Source organism: Thermococcus gammatolerans EJ3, assembly GCF_000022365.1.
Classification (GTDB): domain Archaea; phylum Methanobacteriota_B; class Thermococci; order Thermococcales; family Thermococcaceae; genus Thermococcus; species Thermococcus gammatolerans.
Map to the genome: position 1 here is coordinate 1287971 of NC_012804.1, position 18010 is coordinate 1305980.

Consider the following 18010-nt stretch of genomic DNA (forward strand, 5'->3'; position numbering starts at 1 on the left):
GTGGTGATATTGAAGAAAGCCCTGCTGGTTTTTGGAGTGATACTGCTCCTCTTGGCGGCGGGTTACTTCACAGGGTTCATAGACAAGTCCACCGTTGATGATCTACTCAAGAACCTTCAGAAGGGCTCGAATACGGGCACGACGGGGGAGAAAGAAGATAGCCATAAATCGGAAACTCCTTCGATGACGGAAACCTTTTCAGAAACCTCGACGGCTCCGGGAGAAAGTTTCAGCGAAACAACCAGTACGGAATGGGATCAAACCGAGACCCCAAGCCCCGGACAGGGAACAACGCCAACAGAGAGTGAACTCAAGAACTTTTTCGACCACTCCTACTCCCTGGGGACGCTGAGCTTTACCGAGGGGGACTACGATTACAAGGGGCTGAAGATCACCCCGGAGAAGGGAAGGCTCTACTACTTCCCATACACCTCAAGTCTCGTCTATCTCGTGTCTGGCAGGATAATACTCGCAGTTTCCCCCTGGGACGATGACTTCCTCCTGGGCTCAAAGGCAACCCCCGAGATAGACCAGTCGTTCAAGTTCCTGATCGTGCTTCCTGTTGAGCCCAAGAAGCTCTCCATTCTCACAGGGGAAGGTAGGATCCCGAGCATCATAGCGACGGACGGAGAGGGCAGGCTCCATATCTTCATAGACCCCCAGCAAGTTGAGGGGGACGAGATAAACTGGTACATCCCTGCTGGGCACGTAGTCTACAACTTCGACGCGACCGGAGTTGGCATTGGGGAGTATGGCACGTACCAAGAGGACTACAACATCTACCTAGCATGGAAAGGAAGGGAGCTGAGGGTGTACACGTACTCCCACAGAACCCTTGAGGACATCGAGGAAGGCAAGAACATAACCGTTGAGCCCGCAGTATACACCCTCCCGGAAGATATCCTGGATGCGAACGTAATGCTCTACGATGACTTCATCCTTGTCCTCACAGAGGGAGGAACGTATTTAGTGCCGAGCCCCTACGGCCGCTACGCCAACGACACTAACATCTACAGAATCGACGATCGGGTGGATATGATAACTGGCTGTGGAACTTGGGGCGATGCCTCCCCCGATCCAACCAACATGAGCTTTACAGTGTATTCCTCCGGCAGACTCTACGTTCTCAGAGTCCTCTACGCGGAGGAAGAGCGGAAGATCACAGTAACGAAAGAGGCATCCTTAGACGCCCCAAACGTAGTTGGCATATTCAGTCCTATGACAATAGACGGCTCACAGATTGTTGCAGTCTCAGAGTCGAGTGGAGTGCTCAAGGTGTATCACATCAACTGGAGCAAAGAAACCGGCAGAAAAGAATTCAACCTCCTCCAGCAGTTCAAACCGGGCGTTCCCCTCGTGAATTTCCAGTTCGGGAACTTCCTCGGGGCGATAGCGAGCGGGGTCGGAAGGGACGGTGCGTTCTACATAATAGTAATGCGGCAGAGCAACACCTGACTCTGCGATTTCTTTTTAACCCCTTCGATTTTTCTTTTAACGGTGATTTCAATGGAGCGCGTCGTTGAGATTCTGAGAGAAATCCTTGAAATTCCGTCACCAACCGGCTACACTAAGGAAGTTCTCGCACACATCGAGAAGAAACTGAACGGGGCAGGGATAAAGACCCGCTACACCAACAAGGGAGCCCTTTTGGCCTACAACCACCCGGAGCCGGAGCTCGTCATAGCGGGCCATGTTGACACGCTCGGCGCGATGGTTAAGGGAATCCTCCCCGACGGGCACCTCAGCTTCACGAAAATCGGCGGGCTCCTCCTCCCGACGTTTGAAGGTGAATACTGCACGATAATAACCCGCTCAGGGAAGAGGTTTAGGGGAACGCTCCTCCTCAAGAACCCCAGCGTTCACGTCAACAAAGACGCAGGAAAAAAGGAGCGCAAGGAGGAAAACATGTACATCCGCCTCGACGAGCTCGTCGAGAAGAAGGAAGATACTGAGAAGCTTGGCATAAGGCCCGGCGACTTCATAGCCTTCGATCCGAAGTTCGAGTACGTGAACGGCTTCGTCAAGGCACACTTTTTAGATGACAAGGCGAGCGTCGCAGTGATGATTGACCTGCTCCTTGAGCTAGCGGACGAGCTTGAAAAGCTCCCGGTGGCGTTCTTCTTCTCGCCCTACGAGGAAGTTGGACACGGCGGTTCGGCAGGCTATCCGCCGACGACTAAAGAGCTCCTCGTCGTTGACATGGGCGTCGTTGGAGAGGGCGTCGCGGGAAAGGAAACCGCCGTGTCGATAGCGGCCAAGGATTCAAGCGGGCCGTATGACTATGAGATGACGACCAAGCTCATCGAGCTGGCGGAGAAGAACGACATACCGCACGTCGTTGACGTCTTCCCCTACTACGGCTCCGACGGTTCAGCGGCCCTAAGAGCTGGCTGGGACTTCCGCGTTGCCCTCATTGGGCCCGGGGTTCACGCCAGTCACGGGATGGAAAGGACTCACGTTAAAGGCCTGCTCGCGACGAAGGAGCTGATAAGGATTTACATAGAGGAGCGATTTCATCGGTGACGGTTATGAGGGCCCGAATCATTGAGCGCTTCAAGTTCGAGGCGGCCCATTCGGTGGTCGTTGAAGGCAGGCCCGAGGAGATCCACGGCCACACGTTCCGGCTGGAGGTGGTAGTTGAGGGACCTCTGAAAAACGGCTACGTTATGGACTTCATTCAGCTTAGAAAGATCGTCGGCGGGATTATAGGAAAGCTAGATCACAGAAACCTAAACCACATCTTTGAGAACCCCACCACGGAGAACCTCGCGCTCTGGATTGCCAAAGAGACCTCCCGGAACCTTCCTGAGGGAGTTCGGCTCAAGCGGCTGACCCTCTGGGAAGGGGATGATAACGGTGTCGAGCTTGAGTTCTAGTCGATCCTTTTCAATTTACCCCCCTCAAGGAGATACACCGCGTCGCATTTTGGCTTCAGAAGCTCGATGAAATGGGTAACGCTCACGACGGTCTTTCCTTTCTCCCTGAAGAGATCGTACACCGACAGCATAGCTTCTCTCGACTCGACATCGAGGGAAACCAGCGGCTCGTCAAGGAGAACGAGTTCCGGGTTTCCAACGAGGGCACATACCAGGTCAAGCTTTTTCACTGTACCGTGGGAAAGCTTCTCAACGGGGACGTTCATAAACTCCTCAAGGCCGAGCAGAGCGACGAGTTCATTGATCCACCTCCGATCGGCGTTCTTAGAAAGCCCCGAGAAAAGCTCGATGTTGTCCCTGACCGTCAGCCGGGAGTAGAGGGCCGGCTGCTGTGCCACGAAGCCGATCTCCGAGACGTTTAGCTCGGCCGTTCCTTCGAAGTCCGTCAGGCCCGCTATGATTCTCAAAAGTGTGCTCTTTCCGCTTCCATTTCTCCCGATTATGCACACGGAACATCCCTTCTCGATCTCGAGATCAACCCCATTTAGCACCAGATTTTCCCCGTAGCGTTTTCTGACGTTTCTAAGGATCACTGCACGCTCCATTTCAAAGCCCTCCCGTGAACGATCAAGACGACGATCGAGAGGAGAACGACCGAGATAACATTGATCGCGATGTAGTCGAAGTACAGGGAGACACCCCCCGGACGGAACATGAAGGCTCTCATGAGAACGGCGGAGTAGTACGTTGGCGTTAGCCTCGCGATCCTCTGGAGAACCTCTGGAAAGAAGCCTACGGGATAAAAGAGCCCGGAGATGAATATTATAAACCCCATCAGCACGTGGAGGAACGTTTTTGCGTGTGGCTCAAACCTCAGGAGCATTGTGACGAGAAGGCCTAGGAGAGAAAACAGGAGTGTGTTCAGGACGAGAATTGTAACAACACCTATGTCTATTGAAACCTTAACATTCATTAAGTGGTATATAATAAGAACGAGAAGAGTCTGGACTAGAACCAGGAGAGGCATAATAATGACTCTAACTACAAAGTTTTCGGTAAACACTCCAGCAAGTCTAAGACGAGGAAAAACGTTCTTTTCGGATATAGTGTTGTCAGCAACCAGTTCAAAACCCACCATCATGGAGATGAAAAGGAGGATCCCCGGAAGAAAGAACATCGGGAGGGACACCTTATCGTTAATACCAGCAGATTCTATTCTGGCACCTTTCAGTTCAATCCTTAGGAGTCTGATGAGGTTCTCCGATATCGAGGCAACAGGATTCATTGTTCTGTCATAATACACAACATATTCGCCAGCTTCAAGACCTCCAAACTTTCGAACTTCTATTACGACATAGTATTCTTCTCTCTGGAGCCCATTGAGGGCAACGGTAAGGTTTGGAACAAGATGGGGGTTAGAGAACGTCCTCGCCAGTGTCATTATGGCCCAAACATCATCCTGACTCACGTTCTCCGCCAGAACAATGGCGACTGGAGTGTCTCCTGGAACAGCGCTCTTATAACTGCTTGAAATAGCCCCAAAGAACAGAGGGATAAAGATAAGGAAAAAAAGGATAGATTTCCTTCGAGCTATCAGTTTAACTTCCTTCACAAAAAGATCGAAAATGGGGGGCATTTAGGCCACCATCACCAGCTCTCGTACTTACTCTCATAACTCTTGAGTTCAGTAACTATCTCCGATATCTGATCGACGCTGACTTCTATCGTAACTATTACCTTGGTACCCTCCTGTTGGACTTTGATGTTATCCCTTACCAGTTTCTTGAGCTTTTCGTTTTCTTTGAACATGGGCATCGTGGAGAGCATTGCCAAGCTTCCCTCAAATGACTTGACTAGTGTGTCTGCCGATTCCTCACTGTCCAACTCAGTCACTTCCTTGATCGTCAGAACGTTACCCACAGGCCTGTAAACAAATGCCTCGTATTTTATTTCTGAGAGCAGGCTAACAAAGGGTATCGTTGGAACTTCCTCAGAAATTTTTTCAAATTCTTCTCTGAGTCCGGAGGGAAGGTTCTTGTAGTTACTAACGGCCACAATGTACCCATCCCCAATTTCGTCTGCTATGTTACTCATTTCCTCATCGTACTTCCCCTTCCCCTTCTTCAAGTCAATTATCTTCTCGACTACATCGAGTGTTCCGATAAGAACGTAATCGCTCTCAATAACCGCTCCATAATACGTTCCATCGTAGTCCTTCCACTTATAGAGGGTGACATCCCTGTATTCAAGCTCTCTGATACCCTCTGTGCTGTTCTTTAGTCGTTTAACTAGATCCTTAGTGTTGAATTTTCCTTTGATGTAAACTGCAAAATCAATAGCCTCTACGTCTCCCTCCTCATTGAGGCTAAGGTCGTAAAGGACGAAAAGTCCCCACTCCACATCAGAGGGACTTACGTTGGTGGAATCCTCAATTTCATTAAGAGCCTTTTTATAGTCATGGTAAACATCCAGCGCCCTCATCAAAGATTCGGTACTTTCATCAGAGAGTATTTTGGCGTCAACGTAAAACGCGGCAAACGAGCCCTTGGGAACTAGCTTCACCCATTCCTTGCTGTCATTGCTCCCCCCAATGCATCCACTTGAGAGTGTGGCCATTGAGAGAACAAAAACCAATGTAAGGAACAACGCCAAAATGCTCCTTGTGTTGCCTCTCATGACAGATCACCCACTAAGAGCTCAACTTACTAATTAAAAATATTACGGAAATTGTTATGAAACAGGACCCTCCCTAGGGTAGTTCAATAATGTCCTTACTAAAAACTACTGTATTCCGTTCATTTTCAAACGAAATTTTCCCCGGAAAAGAGACCTTAACTGGCACGGATTTTTCTTTTTTCTCTGTAACATCCCAGCTTATCAGATCGCCCTCCTCAACATCAAGGGTTCTGATGAGCCCCACTGGTCCCTCGATGACGTACCTGGCTGACTCCTTCGGAGTGTAAATCCTCCACCTCCGGGCAGTCTTGAAATCCACAACTCGTCTCATTGAGTCGAGCCAGATTACGTCGATGTCGCTCAGCATGAAGAACATGTGAATCGAAGCGTTGAGCCTGTTCTCAATGGGTAGGACAAAGATGAGGGCGTGGTTTACGTTGCTTACAAGCATTAGACCCCTAAAGCGCTTGATGAAAGTATCGGCGAGCTCAACGTGCCCGTGCCAGACCCTGCCCTTCGTCTCGTTGATTATCATGGTTTAAGCTTGACCCCGCCCCTTAATAAGCCTTGTGAGGCGAAAAACTTTTAAATACAAAAGGTAACTAAAATATGGGAGCGAAAAAAGGAACGGAGGTGGTGGAAATGGCCGAGGAGAAGAAGGTTAGGACCCTTGAGCAGATTCAGGACGAGATAAGGAGCTACCTCGGCGAAATCGAGTACCTCAGGAGCCAGATTGGAGTGATAGACGCCACCATCGCCGACCTCAGGACTGTCGATGCAACCCTCGCTTACCTCAAGGACAAGGGTAAGGGCAAGCCAATTTACATCCCGCTCGGGAGCGGCATAGCGATAAAGGGCAAGATTGAGAACCCTGACGACGTCATCATGGACGTTGGAGCTGGAATCCTCGTCGGGGCAACGGTTGACGAGGCCAGGGAGAACATCGAGAAGAGAATTAACGCCCTCATGAACCTCCGCCTGGCCCTGCTGAGGAAGATTGAGGAGGACACGAGGAAGGTCAACGAGCTCCTCAAGGAGCTCCAGGAGATGCAGCCTGAGAAGAAGGAGTGACTTCTCCTCGGCCATTCTTTTTTATTGGGGGTGAGAGCGTGGAGGCGGTGAAGGCTTACGAGCTCGAACTTGAGCTCAGGCAGATAAGGGAGCTCAGGAAGGCGATAGAGCTCAAGATGAAGGAACTCGAGTACGCAGAGGGAATCATAACGGCCACCAAGGCCGAGAGGAAGCTCTACAGGGCCTTCGCAGACCTGCTCGTTGAGGTAACGAAGGACGAGGCAATCGAGCACATCGAGAGAATGCGCCTGGCTTACAAGAGGGAAATCGAAAGGCTCAGGGAGAAAGAGAAGGAGATAATGGAGAAGCTCTCAAGGCTCAGCTCCTGAGCTCCTCCGCTATCTCAAAGCCCTTCTTGAGGGCTTTAACATTTATCTCCTCCGTTCCTTTGGGAACCGCATCGCGGACGGCCTTCTCTATTGCTTCCCTGCCCACTATCCCTGTCACGCCGACGAGTATGCCGAGGGTTAGAATGTTCATCGTCAGGCTTAGCCCGGTGGTTTCTTCCGCTATCTCGGTCAGAGGCAAAGCGATGACGTTGAGCTTCTTCTCGAACTCCAGGTCCCTGTGGGGGACGAGGTCCTTCTCGACTATTACAGTGGTGCCTTCCTTTACCGTGTGGAGGTACTTGCTGTAGGCCTCCTGCGAGAAGAAGACTGCATAGTCAGGATGAAGTGTCTTGGGGTAGTCAATCGGCTCGTCGCTTATAACCACTTCTGCCCTGCTCGCACCTCCCCTCGATTCCGGCCCGTAGCTCTGGGTCTGGACCGCGTAGAGGTTCTCATAGACAGCAGCCGCTCTTCCGAGGATGACGCTCGCGAGTATGACACCCTGACCGCCGAACCCGCTGAAGAGAACTTCCTTCCTCATTGCTCCCACCCCATCATCTTCTTGGCCCTCTTTATGTACTCCTGATACTCCCTCACGAGACCTGGCCTGTCCCTGTCAACGAACTCGCCGATTACTATTTTGCCCTCAAGCTCCTCTGGCTTCATCTTCTTGGCCTTCGCGAGCGGGACGGTTATCTTCTGGTACCAGCGGATTAGCTCTGGGGCAGTCTTCATCCTGTTCCTTCTTCCGAAGCTTATCGGACAGGGGCTTAGGAACTCAACGAGCGTGAACCCCTCTTTCTGGAGAGCCTTCTTTATGCTGTTGATCCCCTGAAGGTAGTTGAAAACCGTCCAGCGAGCGACATAGTTCGCCCCAGCTGAGACCGCCAGCTGAGCGATGTCGAAGGGGTTCTCGAACTGGCCGTATGGAGCGGTAGTCCCGCGCAGGCCCTTCAGAGCGGTCGGAGCGACCTGTCCGCCGGTCATTCCGTAGGTGAAGTTGTTGATGAGGATTACCGTCACGTCGAGGTTCCTCCTGATGGCGTGGATGAGGTGGTTCCCGCCTATCGCGGCCGCGTCGCCGTCGCCCATGAAGGCGATTATCTTGAGGTTCGGATTGGCGAGCTTGATTCCCGTGGCGAAAGCAAGGGCCCTTCCGTGGGTCGTGTGAAGGCCGTCAAAGTTGACGAAGCCTGGAACGCGGGAGGAACAGCCTATTCCGCTCACCCAGACTATCTCGTCCTGGTTCAGCTTTAAGTCGTCTATCGCGCGGAGGGTGAACTGGAGGACGCTACCGATTCCACAGCCCGGGCAGAATATCGTGGGCAACATGTCCTTCCTCAGGTACTTGTCGCGAATCTCGTAAGCGGACTTCAGGTACATCATCCCACCACCCTCTCGGCTATCTCCATCGGCGTGTGCACCTCGCCGCCTATCTTGGCTATGAGCTCGACCTCCGCCTTTCCGTTGGCGCCTTCCCTGACGAGGTGGTAGAGCTGTCCGAGGTTCATCTCGGGCACGTATATCTTATCCACGCGCTCCGCGAGCTCCTCGATGTAGTCGAAGTCGAAAGGCCACACCGTGTTGAGCTTCAGCAGGCCCGCCTCAACCCCCTTCTCGCGGAGTATCTTAACGGCCCTTATGGCGGAGCGGGAGACTATTCCGGTCGTGACTATCGCCACCTCCGCGTCTTCGAGCATGAACTCCTCCCTGCTAATTATCTCGTCCTTGTGGTCGAGTATCTTGCGGTAAATCCTCCTGATGAGCCTTTCATGAACCTCGGGCTCAACGGTTCTCGGGTGGCCATACTCGTCGTGTGTCAAACCCGTCACGTAGGTGCGGTAGCCCTTCCCGAATATCGGCATTGGTGGAACGCCGTCTCCGTGCGGGTCGCCGAAGGGAAGCTTAGCCTCCTCCTCGCTGGCTGGAAGCTTTCTCTCGACTACCTCAATCTCCTCAGGCTCAGGAATGTAAACGCGCTCGCGCATGTGGGCGAGCTCGGCGTCTCCAAGGATTACGACGGGAGTCCTGTACTTCTCGGCCAGGTTGAAGGCCCTAATAGTGAAGTCAAAGGCTTCCTGAACGGTTGAGGGACTTAAAACGATGAGCATGTGATCGCCGTGAGTGCCCCAGATGGCCTGCATTATGTCTCCCTGGGCCGGGAACGTTGGCTGGCCCGTTGATGGACCACCGCGCATCATGTTGACGACGACTATCGGCGTCTCGGTCATTACAGCATAGCCGAGGTTCTCCTGCATCAGCGAGAAGCCAGGCCCGCTCGTTGCGGTCATCGCCTTCGCCCCAGCCCAGGAGGCGCCTATTATCGCCGCTATGCTCGCTATCTCGTCCTCCATCTGTATGCTCACACCGTCAACGAGGGGCATGTAGAGGGCCATCGCCTCGAATATCTCGCTGGCGGGCGTTATTGGGTAGCCCGCGTAGAACCTGCAACCAGCTAAGATAGCCGCCCTCGCTATGGCCTCATCACCTTGAATGAAGTCGGACTTGCCGACCGGAAACGGGTACCTCATGCTACCACCCCACTCGGAATCCTGAGGACAAGCTCCCTGAAGTCAACGGACTTGGACGCATCGAGGATTTCAATCTCAACGACTTCTCCTTTCTCGTTCAGGTGCGCGATGACACCTTCACCGAGGTCAACTGAATCAACAACTTCGTCATCTCTAAGGCGGATAATCAAGACGTCAGCATCTTGCGAGTACTCTATCTTCATAAACACCACCACCTATGAAATAACGCTCTTTACGCGGTCTATACACCGTCACAACCACGGGAACGCCATTCTCATACTCGTAGATAACCCTGATAATATGGCTATTCTCTGCTTTATGTGCTATAAACCTGTCGTGGTGCCCCATTAGGACCTCTTCAGGATACAGTATCGCTTCCACGAGCTTTTCAAGCGAGAGTTTCCAGCGCCTTGCACGGGAAAGTGCGTGATGTGTTATCAGGATTTGGCACTCTTTTTCGTCTGTTTGAATTACTATGATTCTGCCTTTGGGGTGGTTCCTCTCCTCAACAACCTTCACTTCAGCCCCTCCTCATAACCGGCCCTGAAGGCCTTGATGTTTATCTCCTCAGTCCCCTTCGGGACGCGCCTCCTAATCGCTTCCTCAACGCTCTCCTTCTTCACAACATTGGTTTTCGCAACAAGGTAGCCGAGAGTGACCATGTTTACTGTTAGGGCGAGCCCAGTGGTCTCCTCGGCGATTCTGGTGAAGGGCGCGCCGACGTAGTCCCTATCTGGCTTGACCAAATCGGTCTCAATTATCAGAAGCCCGTCCTCTTTCAGCGAGTCCTTGACGGTGTCGTAGCCGAGCTGGTGAAGAGCGACGAGGACGTCTGCTTTGGTAACCATTACGTCGTAAATCGGCTCCTTCGAGATTATGACGTCCGCTATGGAGTGGCCTCCCCTGCTCGCGGAGCTGTAGTCCTGGGTCTGAAGAACGTTCAAACCCTCAATCGCGGCGGCCTCGCCGAGTATTACCCCCGCGAGCACAACGCCCTGACCGCCGATTCCGGCGAGCCTAATCTGCATCCTTCACACCTCCTTGAGTCCGAACTGCTCCTGGACCTCGTTAATCAGCTTGTTGAGCTCCTCGATGAACTCGGGCCTCTGCCTGTTGACGAACTCGCCGATGACGAACTTGCCCTCGAGCTCTTCAGGCTTCATCTTCCTAGCCTTTGCAAGCGGAACGCTGTTCTTCAGGAACCAGCGGAGCATCTCTGCTGGCTCTTTCATCCTGTTCCTCCTTCCGAACTGGACGGGACACTGCGAAATGACCTCGACGAGGGAGAAGCCCTTAACGGTTAGAGCCTTCTTGATGCTCTCGATGAGCTGGTAAACGTGGGCTGTGGTCCATCTCGCCACGTAGCTCGCTCCGGCCGCCGCGATGGTTTCAGAAATCTGGAACGGGTGCTCGATGTTCCTGTAGGGGGTTGTCGTCGTTTTGGCCCCGAAGGGCGTCGTCGGAGCGACCTGTCCGCCCGTCATTCCGTAGATGAAGTTGTTGACGAGAATAACCGTTATGTCGATGTTCCTCCTCGCGGCGTGAAGAAGGTGGTTTCCGCCGATGCTCGCCAAATCGCCGTCACCGCTTATCACGACGACCTTCTTGTCCGGCAGACCGACCTTCACGCCGGTAGCGAAGACTATCGCCCTTCCGTGCGTCGTGTGGAGGGTATCCGCCAGGAAGTAGGGCGAGGCTATCCAAGCGGAACAGCCTATTCCGCTCACGACCACCAAATCCCTCGGGTCGAGCTTGAGCTGGTCAACGGCGTTGGCAAAAGCGTTCAGCACGGTTCCACCGCCACAGCCGGGACAGAGTGCCGTCGGAAGGGCCTCCTTGCGGAGGTACTTAACCATCGGGTACTTGGAATAAATCTCGGGCATCAGGCAACACCCCTTATCTCGCGCAGGATTTCCTCAACGGTTAAGGGAACGCCACCAATCTTGTTGACTCCCTTGAGCAGAACGTCGTCGTTGACGTAGCGCTGGACTTCAAGAATCATCTGGCCAAGGTTCATCTCGGGAACGAGTATGGCCCTAACGCGCTTTCCGAGCTCCCTCATCCTCTCCCCAGGGAACGGGTGAACCGTTTTCGGCACGAAGAGGCCGGCCTTTATTCCCGCCTCCCTCGCCTTCAGAACGGCTCCGAGGGCGGGCCTTGCCGTTACCCCCCAGCTGACGACGAGTATCTCTGCATCGTCTGTGAAGTGCTCTTCGTACTTCTCGTAAACTTCGCGGTTCTTCTCTATCTTCCTGTGGATTCTCCTCACGAGCCTGTCGTGAACCTCTGGCGTGTACACATCTCTCAAACCGTTCTCCTTGTGGGTCGAGCCCGTCACGTGGGTGAAGTAACCGTGTCCGAAGAGGGGCATCGGTGGAACGCCGTCTCCGTGCGGGTCGCCGAAGGGGAGCTTCGCTTCCTCCTCGTTCTGGGGGAGCTTGCGGTAGGTTATCTCCACCTCATCAACGTCGGGAATCTTAATGAGCTCCCTCGTGTGTGCCAAAACGCCGTCGAAGAGGAACACCACCGGCGTTCTAAGCCTCTCGGCGATGTTGAAGGCCCTGATGATTTCCCAGAAAGCATCCTGCCCGCTCGTCGGCGAAACCGCCACAATCGGGTGGTCGCCGTGCGTTCCCCACCTCGCCTGGAAGAAGTCGCCCTGGGCACCTTTCGTGGCCTGGCCCGTTGAAGGCCCGCTCCTCTGGACGTCAACCAGAACGAGCGGGGTCTCGGTCATCACGGCGTAGCCAAGGTTCTCTTGCATAAGCGAGAAGCCCGGGCCAGCCGTTGCAGTCATGACCTTGAATCCCGTCCAAGATGCTCCAATCATGGCCGCTATGCTCCCAATCTCGTCCTCCATCTGGAGGTAGTAGCCGCCGAGCTTCGGCAGTTCGCGCGCCATCGTCTCCGCTATCTCGCTCGACGGGGTTATTGGATAACCTGCGTAGAAGCGGCAGCCTGCAAACAGCGCACCGTAGGCAACTGCCTCGTTGCCCTGCATGAAGTAGTTGCCGGGCTTGTAGAGCTTCCTGAGGAGCCTAATCTGCTCCGGCTCGTCACCGCGGATTATCATGCTCACCACCTTACCGCGATGGCGAAGTCCGGGCAGAGGAGCTCACAGAGCTTGCACTTGACACATTTCTCCGCGTGAACAGGGACTGGATAGTGCACACCCTTCTCGCTGAGCTCCTTGCTCCACTCGAAGACCTTCCTCGGGCACATCTCGACACAAATTCCACAGCCCTTGCAGAGAAATGTATCAACGTCAATCTCAACGATTCCTTCCGCCTTTCCGACGACAAGATAGCCGTTTTTTTCAACAATGGTGTTCGCGTTTTCGGCCATCTGAATCACCTCTCGACGTGGCCTTTTACGTTTGTCAACATTTAAAGGTTTCGCGGGGGGACATTGATGTCCAGAAAAGGTTCATTCGGGAGCAAAAGTGCATTGATGTAAAAGTTTTGGAGAAGCCTGAACCCCTCCGAAGAATCACCAAGTGGTAAGTTGCCAGTCGAGGAGGCCGTTTTCGACAATATAGCTCCACCTGTCCCTGCACTCGGGCTTGAGCCTCTCAAGGTGGCTTAAATCCTGCGTCGCCGAGAACTTCTTAATGGCCCTGCCGATAACGCGGTCGTAGTCGGTCAGGCAGTTGTGGGGCCCGCGCTTTGAGCCAGCACCGACCGGATCGCTCAGAATTCTCTTGTTCGGGAACTTTTTCTTCGCCCAGATTAGGACTTCTACCGCACTCCAGAGCCAGGGAGGTCTGTATTCGCCTTTCTCCCAGAGCCTCTCGTAGAGCGTCCCCTTCTGGATGTCCGTGATGTTTATCGAGAAGGTGTCCGTGTAGGGCTCGGCTTTGATTATGCTCTCCTTGACGTCCTCGATTGCCGTTCTTTCGCCCAGGAATATCGGCTTCAGCAGTAGGTAGGTCTTGACATTCGCCCCAGCCTTTCTCGTTATCTCGGAGGCCCTCACAAAGTCCTCGAAGGTGTTCCCCTTGTTTATCGAGACGTCGGCGATGTCATCGTTGGCAGTTTCCAGCCCTATGGCAACCTCGAAGTGCTTATCCGGAACTATCTCGGCCAGCTCTTTAACCGCGTCGTAGCGAACCAGCTCGCTCCTGCTCTCGATGACGATTTCCTCAACGTTGTCCATCTCAGCTAAAAGCTCGAAGATTTTCCTCCTCGTCTCGGGCTTCAGCTCACCGTTGTCAAGGAAAGAACCTGATGTGAACATTCTCACCGCGAAAGGGCCCTTCTCGCCTTTTATTTTCTCCAGCGCTTCCCTCACGTAGTCAATTATCGCTTCCTGGCTCCACTTCACCTTCGGTGCGGCAGTTGGATAGGCGCACATGTAGCAGGCCTTCCCTATTCTGAAGCGATAGCAACCTATCGTGGGCAGGATTATGAAGAGCGCCGTTCCCGGCTTTCCGGCGACGTTGTCCTCGCTCGTCCAGTAGGTCATGCTCTCACCGGAGGGGCGTTGGGACAGGGGTTTTTAAAGGTGCTCCATATTCAACGTTTTCTTGAGGCTTTCCTTCGCGATTTCCAGCAGGTCTCTGGGCGTCAGAACCTCTATTCCTTCGGGTTCGCGCTCGAGAACGTCTTCGCTTGGGACAATGAGCACTCTGCGGCAGTCGAAGCGCGATAACTTCTCCTCAATCTTCCTCACTTCCTCCCTCTTTACCCTATCCTTCCACTTGACCTCTCCGACGAGTTCGAGCCTTTTGAACCCCTGTAAAGCTATGTCAAGCTCAAGCTGGGGAAGCTCGACACTCACCCTTCTCAAACCATAGGCCTTGGCGAGTAAATCAGCGATGAAGTCCTCAACATGCCTCGGAAGCTTGTAATCGACGGCCCTTCTTATGAACTCCACGGACGTTTCAAGCTCTGTGTAGGCGTACTTGGCCTCAAGATAGAAGTGTAGGTCGAGGAGGGGCGAGGCGTGCCGGTAAACGAACTTTTTGCGCCTCTTGCCCTGAACCAGGAACTTGCGCAGGATTCCCATCTTCGTGAGGATCGTGAGGTACTTCTGGAGCGTCCCGGGGTTGTCCTTCTTCAGCAGGCCGCGGGAGAAGAGTGCAGAGGAAAGTTCGGTGCTCGTCCCCTTTCCGTTGGCGACTTCCATCATTATCCCGAGGTAAACCCTCGTCAGTTCGTGACCCTCTTCGCTGAAGGTCTCGCCAACGAGCTCGCTCACGAATGAACCCGAGGACGAAAAGAAGCCGGTTAAAAAGTCCCTCAGCGGGGGTTTGTAAGCCGGCACGAGCATGGGCTCCCTCAGGTAGGTTGAGGCCTCTATCAGCTCCTTCCTCTTCACTTCCTTTGACAGCTCCACCAGAATTTCGCGCTCGTCTATGAGTCCGATTTTCACGAGGAAAGCTATCCCAAGGAGCGGGCTTTCCCTCATCGAGAGAAGCCTTTGAGCGAGCCACATGGTTGAGGTTACGAGTATCACCTGGCTGTCCTGTTCAGTTGAGTATGTGTGCAGGAGGTCGAGGAAGCCCTCGGGAAGGCGGTGGAACTCGTCGATGACGATTCGTCTCTTCTCCTTAACCAGCCTTGGAAAGAGCCTCATGAACTCTTGGTAGGTCATTTTATCGTTGCTCAGCCTGTCGTGGACTGTGCTGTCTTTGTTCACGAAGAAGAACTCGTCGTAGTCGAGGAAGTGCTCGACGAGGAAGGTCTTGCCCGTCTTTCTCCTTCCGTAGAGCATCTTCCAGTCGGGGTATTTCAGGAAGGCACGTTCAATTTTTCGGGGAATTATTCTCATGAGAATAATTCCCGCTGGAATAATTATAAAAGTTTCGGGGTTCTCTCATACCTCTTATGTGCTCATTTTCCTGATGTCCCACCTTTGGAAGCCATAGACAGACACTCGGACAGGATAACCCAGCTGGCCGACGAACTCGCGGAACTCGGGAGGAAGAGAGGCCACGGAAGAGGCAATAAAAAGCGGGAAAGTCTACGATGATATATTTGCCCGCCTCGACAGACTGGAGGAGAAAGTCGACGAGCTCACGAGGAAGGTGGACGAGCTGGTGGAGCTCCTCAGGCTCCTCTCAAAGGAGAGGTAAGCCACTCTCTTCAAATTTAAGCCATTGCCAGAAACTATTCACCCCCGCAGAGCTATCAACGGAGGGATGGATGTGTGAAAGTCATCATTGGAAAGTTCGACGTCCAGGGGCGGCTTCTCCTGCCGAACGAGCTGAGGGATAAGCTCGGCGATGAGGTGATAATAGTCGACCTCGAGGACAGGGTTGAGCTCCTTCCAAGGAAAAGGGTGAACCTGAAGAGGTTCTTCGACACCGTTGAGATTGAGGAACTGAAGGTGTGGGGAGAGCTCAAAAAGGAGCTATGACTCGGGTGAAGGTTTAAATTCCCTTGCGTCGAGAACTTGTTGGTGGGAAAATGGAGGAAGTTGATAAGGTGATATCCCGTCACAAAAATGAAGACCCCCTGTGGCTTGAGATTCAGCTGGCCATTATGCTCGGAAAGATTGACCCAAAAGAGGCTCTGAGAAGAGCCAAGGGTGCCATGAAGACCTCCAAATCTTGGCAGGAGCTGGAGGCAGAGATGTATGATGAGCTTGTTCCTTGACAGCAACGTGTTCATTGAGTATCTCAAAGGGAATCCAAACGCGTCTGCTCTTCTCTCTCGTTTAGCAGATGGAGAGTTCAGACTGTTCACAAATGAGACGGTTTATAATGAGGTTCTCTTCACGTATCTACGTTCGAATATTGGGGGATACTGGACCCTTAAACGGAGTCGAGATGAAGTTAAACGAATTGCGAGAATCTTTGTCCATCAGGTTCTACCAATGCTGAGTTCGACAAATTTTCTTGACACGAATCATGAAATTGTCCTTTTGTCAATCAAATTCACCGTGGAATATGGCCTTCTTCCGAGTGATGCCCTAATCTTGGCAACTGCCAAGTACTATGGCCTTGACGGGGTAGTAAGCCTTGACTCCGACCTGCTTACCGTTGCACCGCGGGAAGGTCTTTTGGCTATTTCAAAAGTTGAGGATCTGGAGGTGTAGGCTTGAGAATCCTCCTCACCAACGACGACGGAATCTACTCAAACGGCCTGCGCGCGGCGGTAAAGGCTCTCAGCGAGCTCGGCGAAGTTTACGTCGTTGCCCCCCTCTTCCAGAGGAGTGCAAGCGGCAGGGCCATGACGCTCCACAGGCCGATAAGGGCCAAGCGCGTTGACGTCCCCGGCGCGAGGATAGCCTATGGGATAGACGGGACGCCAACAGACTGCGTGATTTTCGCCATAGCCCGCTTCGGGAGCTTTGATTTAGCCGTCAGCGGGATTAACCTCGGCGAGAACCTCAGCACGGAGATAACAGTCTCGGGGACGGCCTCAGCGGCGATAGAGGCATCAACCCACGGGATTCCGAGCATAGCGGTGAGTCTTGAGGTGGACTGGAAGAAGACCCTTGGTGAGGGTGAGGGAGTGGACTTCTCGGTCTCGGCTCATTTCCTCAGGAGAATAGCCGGTGCAGTCCTTGAGAGGGGCCTTCCTGAGGGCGTTGACATGCTCAACGTCAACGTCCCGAGCGACGCTACGGAGGACACGAAGATGGCAATCACCCGCTTAGCCAGGAAGCGCTACTCCCCAACGGTCGAGGAGAGGATTGACCCGAAGGGCAACCCATACTACTGGATCGTCGGCAGACTTGTTCAGGACTTCGAGCCGGGAACCGATGCGTACGCCCTAAAGGTCGAGAGGAAGGTCAGCGTTACGCCGATAAACATCGACATGACTGCGAGGGTGGATTTTGAGAAACTTAAAAACGTTCTTTTTGGTGAATCTTTGCAGACTGGAAGGACGTATTAATGGGAACTGGGAAGATGCAGACATAATAGAGGTGAGGGCCTCATGAGAGGGAAACATTCAAAGCGGCTTCTTTTTACATTTTTAGTCCTCATAGTCGTTGCCGTACTACTGATAAGAACACCACTTTCCTTCCGCCAGACTCTTTAAATGAGCTCAACACATCCGATGCACAATCCCGCGCCTTTGAAGTTCTTAGCGAGATGCTCACCCACTTTAGCTCAAGGCAGGAGAGGAAATGGCTTCCCTACAACGTCTCGGGTTATGAGGAAGGCTTTGAGGGCATTGTCTCCAACGGCACTTCCAGCTTTGAAGTTGCCGTTTTTGTTTACGGAAACCTGAGCGAGTGCCGGAAACTGTTCAAGAGCATTGAAAACGACCTAAAATCCTCACTCGCCGTCGTGAACAGCTCCGAAGGAGAGTCATGCATATGGAGGCTGTTCTCCGGAAACAAAAGCTATTACATCGAGTGCAGCGGGTTCTGGAATAAGAGTGTCCTCCTCGTTGTTAGGGGAAGCGACGAAAAAGCCGTTGAAAGGCTCACCTGGTGGTTTCCAACGCAGAACTGCCTCAGACCCGGAACCAGACTCGTGGTTCAGACGTGAGATACTCTCACAACCAACCCTGAAAATTGGAACCTATTAATGGTATAGATTCCCTTCCGGAAATATTTTGTGAGCCCTAGG

At 53.1% G+C, this 18010-nt stretch carries 25 protein-coding genes; 10 read left to right on the plus strand and 15 right to left on the minus strand.

All coding sequences use genetic code 11. The features are described from left to right. Positions 1 to 3 precede the first annotated feature (3 nt). Genes TGAM_RS06915 through TGAM_RS06925 form a run of 3 tightly spaced genes read left to right on the plus strand, consistent with a single transcriptional unit; the run spans position 4 to position 2876 of the window. Positions 4 to 1455: a hypothetical protein gene (locus TGAM_RS06915; protein WP_238516195.1), complete on the plus strand. Its 1452-nt coding sequence runs from the start codon at positions 4 to 6 to the stop codon at positions 1453 to 1455. A 51-nt stretch (positions 1456 to 1506) separates the two neighbouring features. Then, a complete protein-coding gene (locus TGAM_RS06920; RefSeq protein WP_015858981.1) occupies positions 1507 to 2523 on the plus strand; it encodes a M42 family metallopeptidase in 1017 nt (338 codons plus the stop codon). A 5-nt stretch (positions 2524 to 2528) separates the two neighbouring features. Next, positions 2529 to 2876, plus strand: a complete 348-nt coding sequence (locus TGAM_RS06925) for a 6-pyruvoyl trahydropterin synthase family protein (RefSeq protein WP_015858982.1) — start codon at positions 2529 to 2531, stop codon at positions 2874 to 2876. Here TGAM_RS06925 and TGAM_RS06930 read toward each other — a convergent pair. The 4 genes from TGAM_RS06930 to TGAM_RS06945 all read right to left on the minus strand — a co-directional run bounded on the left by TGAM_RS06930 (position 2873) and on the right by TGAM_RS06945 (position 6087). Further along, the gene (locus TGAM_RS06930; RefSeq protein ID WP_015858983.1) at positions 2873 to 3481 is read right to left on the minus strand and encodes an ABC transporter ATP-binding protein; all 609 of its coding nucleotides are present in this window, start codon (positions 3479 to 3481) and stop codon (positions 2873 to 2875) included. The two genes, TGAM_RS06925 and TGAM_RS06930, sit on opposite strands and share 4 nt — an antisense overlap. Next, positions 3466 to 4512 carry an ABC transporter permease gene (locus TGAM_RS06935; RefSeq protein WP_015858984.1) on the minus strand — a complete coding sequence of 349 codons (1047 nt, stop codon included), beginning with the start codon at positions 4510 to 4512 and terminating at the stop codon, positions 3466 to 3468. The genes TGAM_RS06930 and TGAM_RS06935 overlap by 16 nt, the downstream gene beginning before the upstream one ends. Before the next feature lie 11 nt (positions 4513 to 4523). After that, positions 4524 to 5552, minus strand: a complete 1029-nt coding sequence (locus TGAM_RS06940; protein ID WP_015858985.1) for a hypothetical protein — start codon at positions 5550 to 5552, stop codon at positions 4524 to 4526. 73 nt (positions 5553 to 5625) lie between these two features. Further along, entirely contained in the window at positions 5626 to 6087 is a 462-nt protein-coding gene (locus tag TGAM_RS06945; RefSeq protein WP_015858986.1) for a DUF192 domain-containing protein, read from the minus strand. Between the two features lie 74 nt (positions 6088 to 6161). Between TGAM_RS06945 and pfdA the strand changes: the two genes are divergently transcribed. After that, positions 6162 to 6623 (plus strand): prefoldin subunit alpha, encoded by a 462-nt coding sequence (pfdA, locus tag TGAM_RS06950; RefSeq protein ID WP_015858987.1) that lies wholly within the window; start codon positions 6162 to 6164, stop codon positions 6621 to 6623. Between the two features lie 38 nt (positions 6624 to 6661). Further along, positions 6662 to 6952 (plus strand): prefoldin subunit, encoded by a 291-nt coding sequence (locus TGAM_RS06955; protein ID WP_148206282.1) that lies wholly within the window; start codon positions 6662 to 6664, stop codon positions 6950 to 6952. On the opposite strand, the gene TGAM_RS06960 is transcribed toward TGAM_RS06955, so the two are convergent. The 11 genes from TGAM_RS06960 to TGAM_RS07010 form a co-directional block, all read right to left on the minus strand. Beyond that, entirely contained in the window at positions 6942 to 7493 is a 552-nt protein-coding gene (locus TGAM_RS06960) for a 2-oxoacid:ferredoxin oxidoreductase subunit gamma (RefSeq protein WP_015858989.1), read from the minus strand. The two genes, TGAM_RS06955 and TGAM_RS06960, sit on opposite strands and share 11 nt — an antisense overlap. Further along, positions 7490 to 8335, minus strand: coding sequence for a 2-oxoacid:ferredoxin oxidoreductase subunit beta (locus TGAM_RS06965; RefSeq protein WP_015858990.1), 846 nt, complete (start codon positions 8333 to 8335; stop codon positions 7490 to 7492). Before TGAM_RS06965 ends, TGAM_RS06960 begins: the two co-directional genes overlap by 4 nt. Next, a complete protein-coding gene (locus TGAM_RS06970) occupies positions 8335 to 9483 on the minus strand; it encodes a 2-oxoacid:acceptor oxidoreductase subunit alpha (RefSeq protein WP_015858991.1) in 1149 nt (382 codons plus the stop codon). The genes TGAM_RS06965 and TGAM_RS06970 overlap by 1 nt, the downstream gene beginning before the upstream one ends. After that, on the minus strand, positions 9480 to 9686 hold the full coding sequence (locus TGAM_RS06975) for a DUF2283 domain-containing protein (protein WP_048811236.1): 207 nt from the start codon (positions 9684 to 9686) through the stop codon (positions 9480 to 9482). The genes TGAM_RS06970 and TGAM_RS06975 overlap by 4 nt, the downstream gene beginning before the upstream one ends. Then, a complete protein-coding gene (locus TGAM_RS06980; RefSeq protein ID WP_048811237.1) occupies positions 9658 to 10002 on the minus strand; it encodes a DUF4258 domain-containing protein in 345 nt (114 codons plus the stop codon). Before TGAM_RS06980 ends, TGAM_RS06975 begins: the two co-directional genes overlap by 29 nt. After that, positions 9999 to 10511, minus strand: coding sequence for a 2-oxoacid:ferredoxin oxidoreductase subunit gamma (locus TGAM_RS06985; RefSeq protein ID WP_015858993.1), 513 nt, complete (start codon positions 10509 to 10511; stop codon positions 9999 to 10001). The genes TGAM_RS06980 and TGAM_RS06985 overlap by 4 nt, the downstream gene beginning before the upstream one ends. A gap of 3 nt (positions 10512 to 10514) precedes the next feature. Then, entirely contained in the window at positions 10515 to 11366 is an 852-nt protein-coding gene (locus TGAM_RS06990; RefSeq protein WP_015858994.1) for a 2-oxoacid:ferredoxin oxidoreductase subunit beta, read from the minus strand. Beyond that, positions 11366 to 12556 carry a 2-oxoacid:acceptor oxidoreductase subunit alpha gene (locus TGAM_RS06995; protein WP_015858995.1) on the minus strand — a complete coding sequence of 397 codons (1191 nt, stop codon included), beginning with the start codon at positions 12554 to 12556 and terminating at the stop codon, positions 11366 to 11368. The genes TGAM_RS06990 and TGAM_RS06995 overlap by 1 nt, the downstream gene beginning before the upstream one ends. Before the next feature lie 2 nt (positions 12557 to 12558). Beyond that, positions 12559 to 12828 (minus strand): 2-oxoglutarate ferredoxin oxidoreductase subunit delta, encoded by a 270-nt coding sequence (locus TGAM_RS07000; protein WP_048811238.1) that lies wholly within the window; start codon positions 12826 to 12828, stop codon positions 12559 to 12561. Positions 12829 to 12972: 144 nt separating this feature from the next. Beyond that, positions 12973 to 13947, minus strand: coding sequence for an archaeosine biosynthesis radical SAM protein RaSEA (locus tag TGAM_RS07005; RefSeq protein ID WP_015858997.1), 975 nt, complete (start codon positions 13945 to 13947; stop codon positions 12973 to 12975). 33 nt (positions 13948 to 13980) lie between these two features. Then, complete coding sequence (locus TGAM_RS07010; protein ID WP_015858998.1) at positions 13981 to 15255, minus strand: AAA family ATPase; 1275 nt, start codon at positions 15253 to 15255, stop codon at positions 13981 to 13983. 378 nt (positions 15256 to 15633) lie between these two features. Between TGAM_RS07010 and TGAM_RS07015 the strand changes: the two genes are divergently transcribed. The 5 genes from TGAM_RS07015 (at position 15634) to TGAM_RS07035 (ending at position 17929) form a co-directional block, all read left to right on the plus strand. Next, the gene (locus tag TGAM_RS07015; RefSeq protein WP_015858999.1) at positions 15634 to 15843 is read left to right on the plus strand and encodes a division/cell wall cluster transcriptional repressor MraZ; all 210 of its coding nucleotides are present in this window, start codon (positions 15634 to 15636) and stop codon (positions 15841 to 15843) included. Positions 15844 to 15893: 50 nt separating this feature from the next. Further along, entirely contained in the window at positions 15894 to 16082 is a 189-nt protein-coding gene (locus TGAM_RS07020) for a hypothetical protein (protein ID WP_148206283.1), read from the plus strand. After that, positions 16066 to 16524: a type II toxin-antitoxin system VapC family toxin gene (locus TGAM_RS07025; protein WP_238516196.1), complete on the plus strand. Its 459-nt coding sequence runs from the start codon at positions 16066 to 16068 to the stop codon at positions 16522 to 16524. Before TGAM_RS07020 ends, TGAM_RS07025 begins: the two co-directional genes overlap by 17 nt. 2 nt (positions 16525 to 16526) lie before the next feature. After that, complete coding sequence (gene surE / locus TGAM_RS07030; RefSeq protein ID WP_015859002.1) at positions 16527 to 17327, plus strand: 5'/3'-nucleotidase SurE; 801 nt, start codon at positions 16527 to 16529, stop codon at positions 17325 to 17327. Positions 17328 to 17527: 200 nt separating this feature from the next. Next, positions 17528 to 17929, plus strand: a complete 402-nt coding sequence (locus TGAM_RS07035; protein ID WP_015859003.1) for a hypothetical protein — start codon at positions 17528 to 17530, stop codon at positions 17927 to 17929. Positions 17930 to 18010 lie beyond the last annotated feature (81 nt).

What these genes read in the sequence shown, in the direction of transcription:
- TGAM_RS06965 (WP_015858990.1), bottom strand. Translation starts at nt 8,335, where the DNA reads ATGTACCTGAAGTCCGCTTACGAGATTCGCGACAAGTACCTGAGGAAG.
- TGAM_RS07010 (WP_015858998.1), bottom strand. Translation starts at nt 15,255, where the DNA reads ATGAGAATAATTCCCCGAAAAATTGAACGTGCCTTCCTGAAATACCCC.
- TGAM_RS06985 (WP_015858993.1), bottom strand. Translation starts at nt 10,511, where the DNA reads ATGCAGATTAGGCTCGCCGGAATCGGCGGTCAGGGCGTTGTGCTCGCG.
- TGAM_RS06945 (WP_015858986.1), bottom strand. Translation starts at nt 6,087, where the DNA reads ATGATAATCAACGAGACGAAGGGCAGGGTCTGGCACGGGCACGTTGAG.
- TGAM_RS06930 (WP_015858983.1), bottom strand. Translation starts at nt 3,481, where the DNA reads ATGGAGCGTGCAGTGATCCTTAGAAACGTCAGAAAACGCTACGGGGAA.
- TGAM_RS06970 (WP_015858991.1), bottom strand. Translation starts at nt 9,483, where the DNA reads ATGAGGTACCCGTTTCCGGTCGGCAAGTCCGACTTCATTCAAGGTGAT.
- TGAM_RS06925 (WP_015858982.1), top strand. Translation starts at nt 2,529, where the DNA reads ATGAGGGCCCGAATCATTGAGCGCTTCAAGTTCGAGGCGGCCCATTCG.
- TGAM_RS06920 (WP_015858981.1), top strand. Translation starts at nt 1,507, where the DNA reads ATGGAGCGCGTCGTTGAGATTCTGAGAGAAATCCTTGAAATTCCGTCA.
- TGAM_RS06995 (WP_015858995.1), bottom strand. Translation starts at nt 12,556, where the DNA reads ATGATAATCCGCGGTGACGAGCCGGAGCAGATTAGGCTCCTCAGGAAG.
- TGAM_RS06940 (WP_015858985.1), bottom strand. Translation starts at nt 5,552, where the DNA reads ATGAGAGGCAACACAAGGAGCATTTTGGCGTTGTTCCTTACATTGGTT.
- pfdA (WP_015858987.1), top strand. Translation starts at nt 6,162, where the DNA reads ATGGGAGCGAAAAAAGGAACGGAGGTGGTGGAAATGGCCGAGGAGAAG.
- TGAM_RS07020 (WP_148206283.1), top strand. Translation starts at nt 15,894, where the DNA reads ATGGAGGAAGTTGATAAGGTGATATCCCGTCACAAAAATGAAGACCCC.
- TGAM_RS07005 (WP_015858997.1), bottom strand. Translation starts at nt 13,947, where the DNA reads ATGACCTACTGGACGAGCGAGGACAACGTCGCCGGAAAGCCGGGAACG.
- TGAM_RS06975 (WP_048811236.1), bottom strand. Translation starts at nt 9,686, where the DNA reads ATGAAGATAGAGTACTCGCAAGATGCTGACGTCTTGATTATCCGCCTT.
- TGAM_RS06960 (WP_015858989.1), bottom strand. Translation starts at nt 7,493, where the DNA reads ATGAGGAAGGAAGTTCTCTTCAGCGGGTTCGGCGGTCAGGGTGTCATA.
- TGAM_RS07025 (WP_238516196.1), top strand. Translation starts at nt 16,066, where the DNA reads ATGAGCTTGTTCCTTGACAGCAACGTGTTCATTGAGTATCTCAAAGGG.
- TGAM_RS07035 (WP_015859003.1), top strand. Translation starts at nt 17,528, where the DNA reads ATGCTCACCCACTTTAGCTCAAGGCAGGAGAGGAAATGGCTTCCCTAC.
- TGAM_RS06990 (WP_015858994.1), bottom strand. Translation starts at nt 11,366, where the DNA reads ATGCCCGAGATTTATTCCAAGTACCCGATGGTTAAGTACCTCCGCAAG.
- TGAM_RS07000 (WP_048811238.1), bottom strand. Translation starts at nt 12,828, where the DNA reads ATGGCCGAAAACGCGAACACCATTGTTGAAAAAAACGGCTATCTTGTC.
- TGAM_RS06935 (WP_015858984.1), bottom strand. Translation starts at nt 4,512, where the DNA reads ATGCCCCCCATTTTCGATCTTTTTGTGAAGGAAGTTAAACTGATAGCT.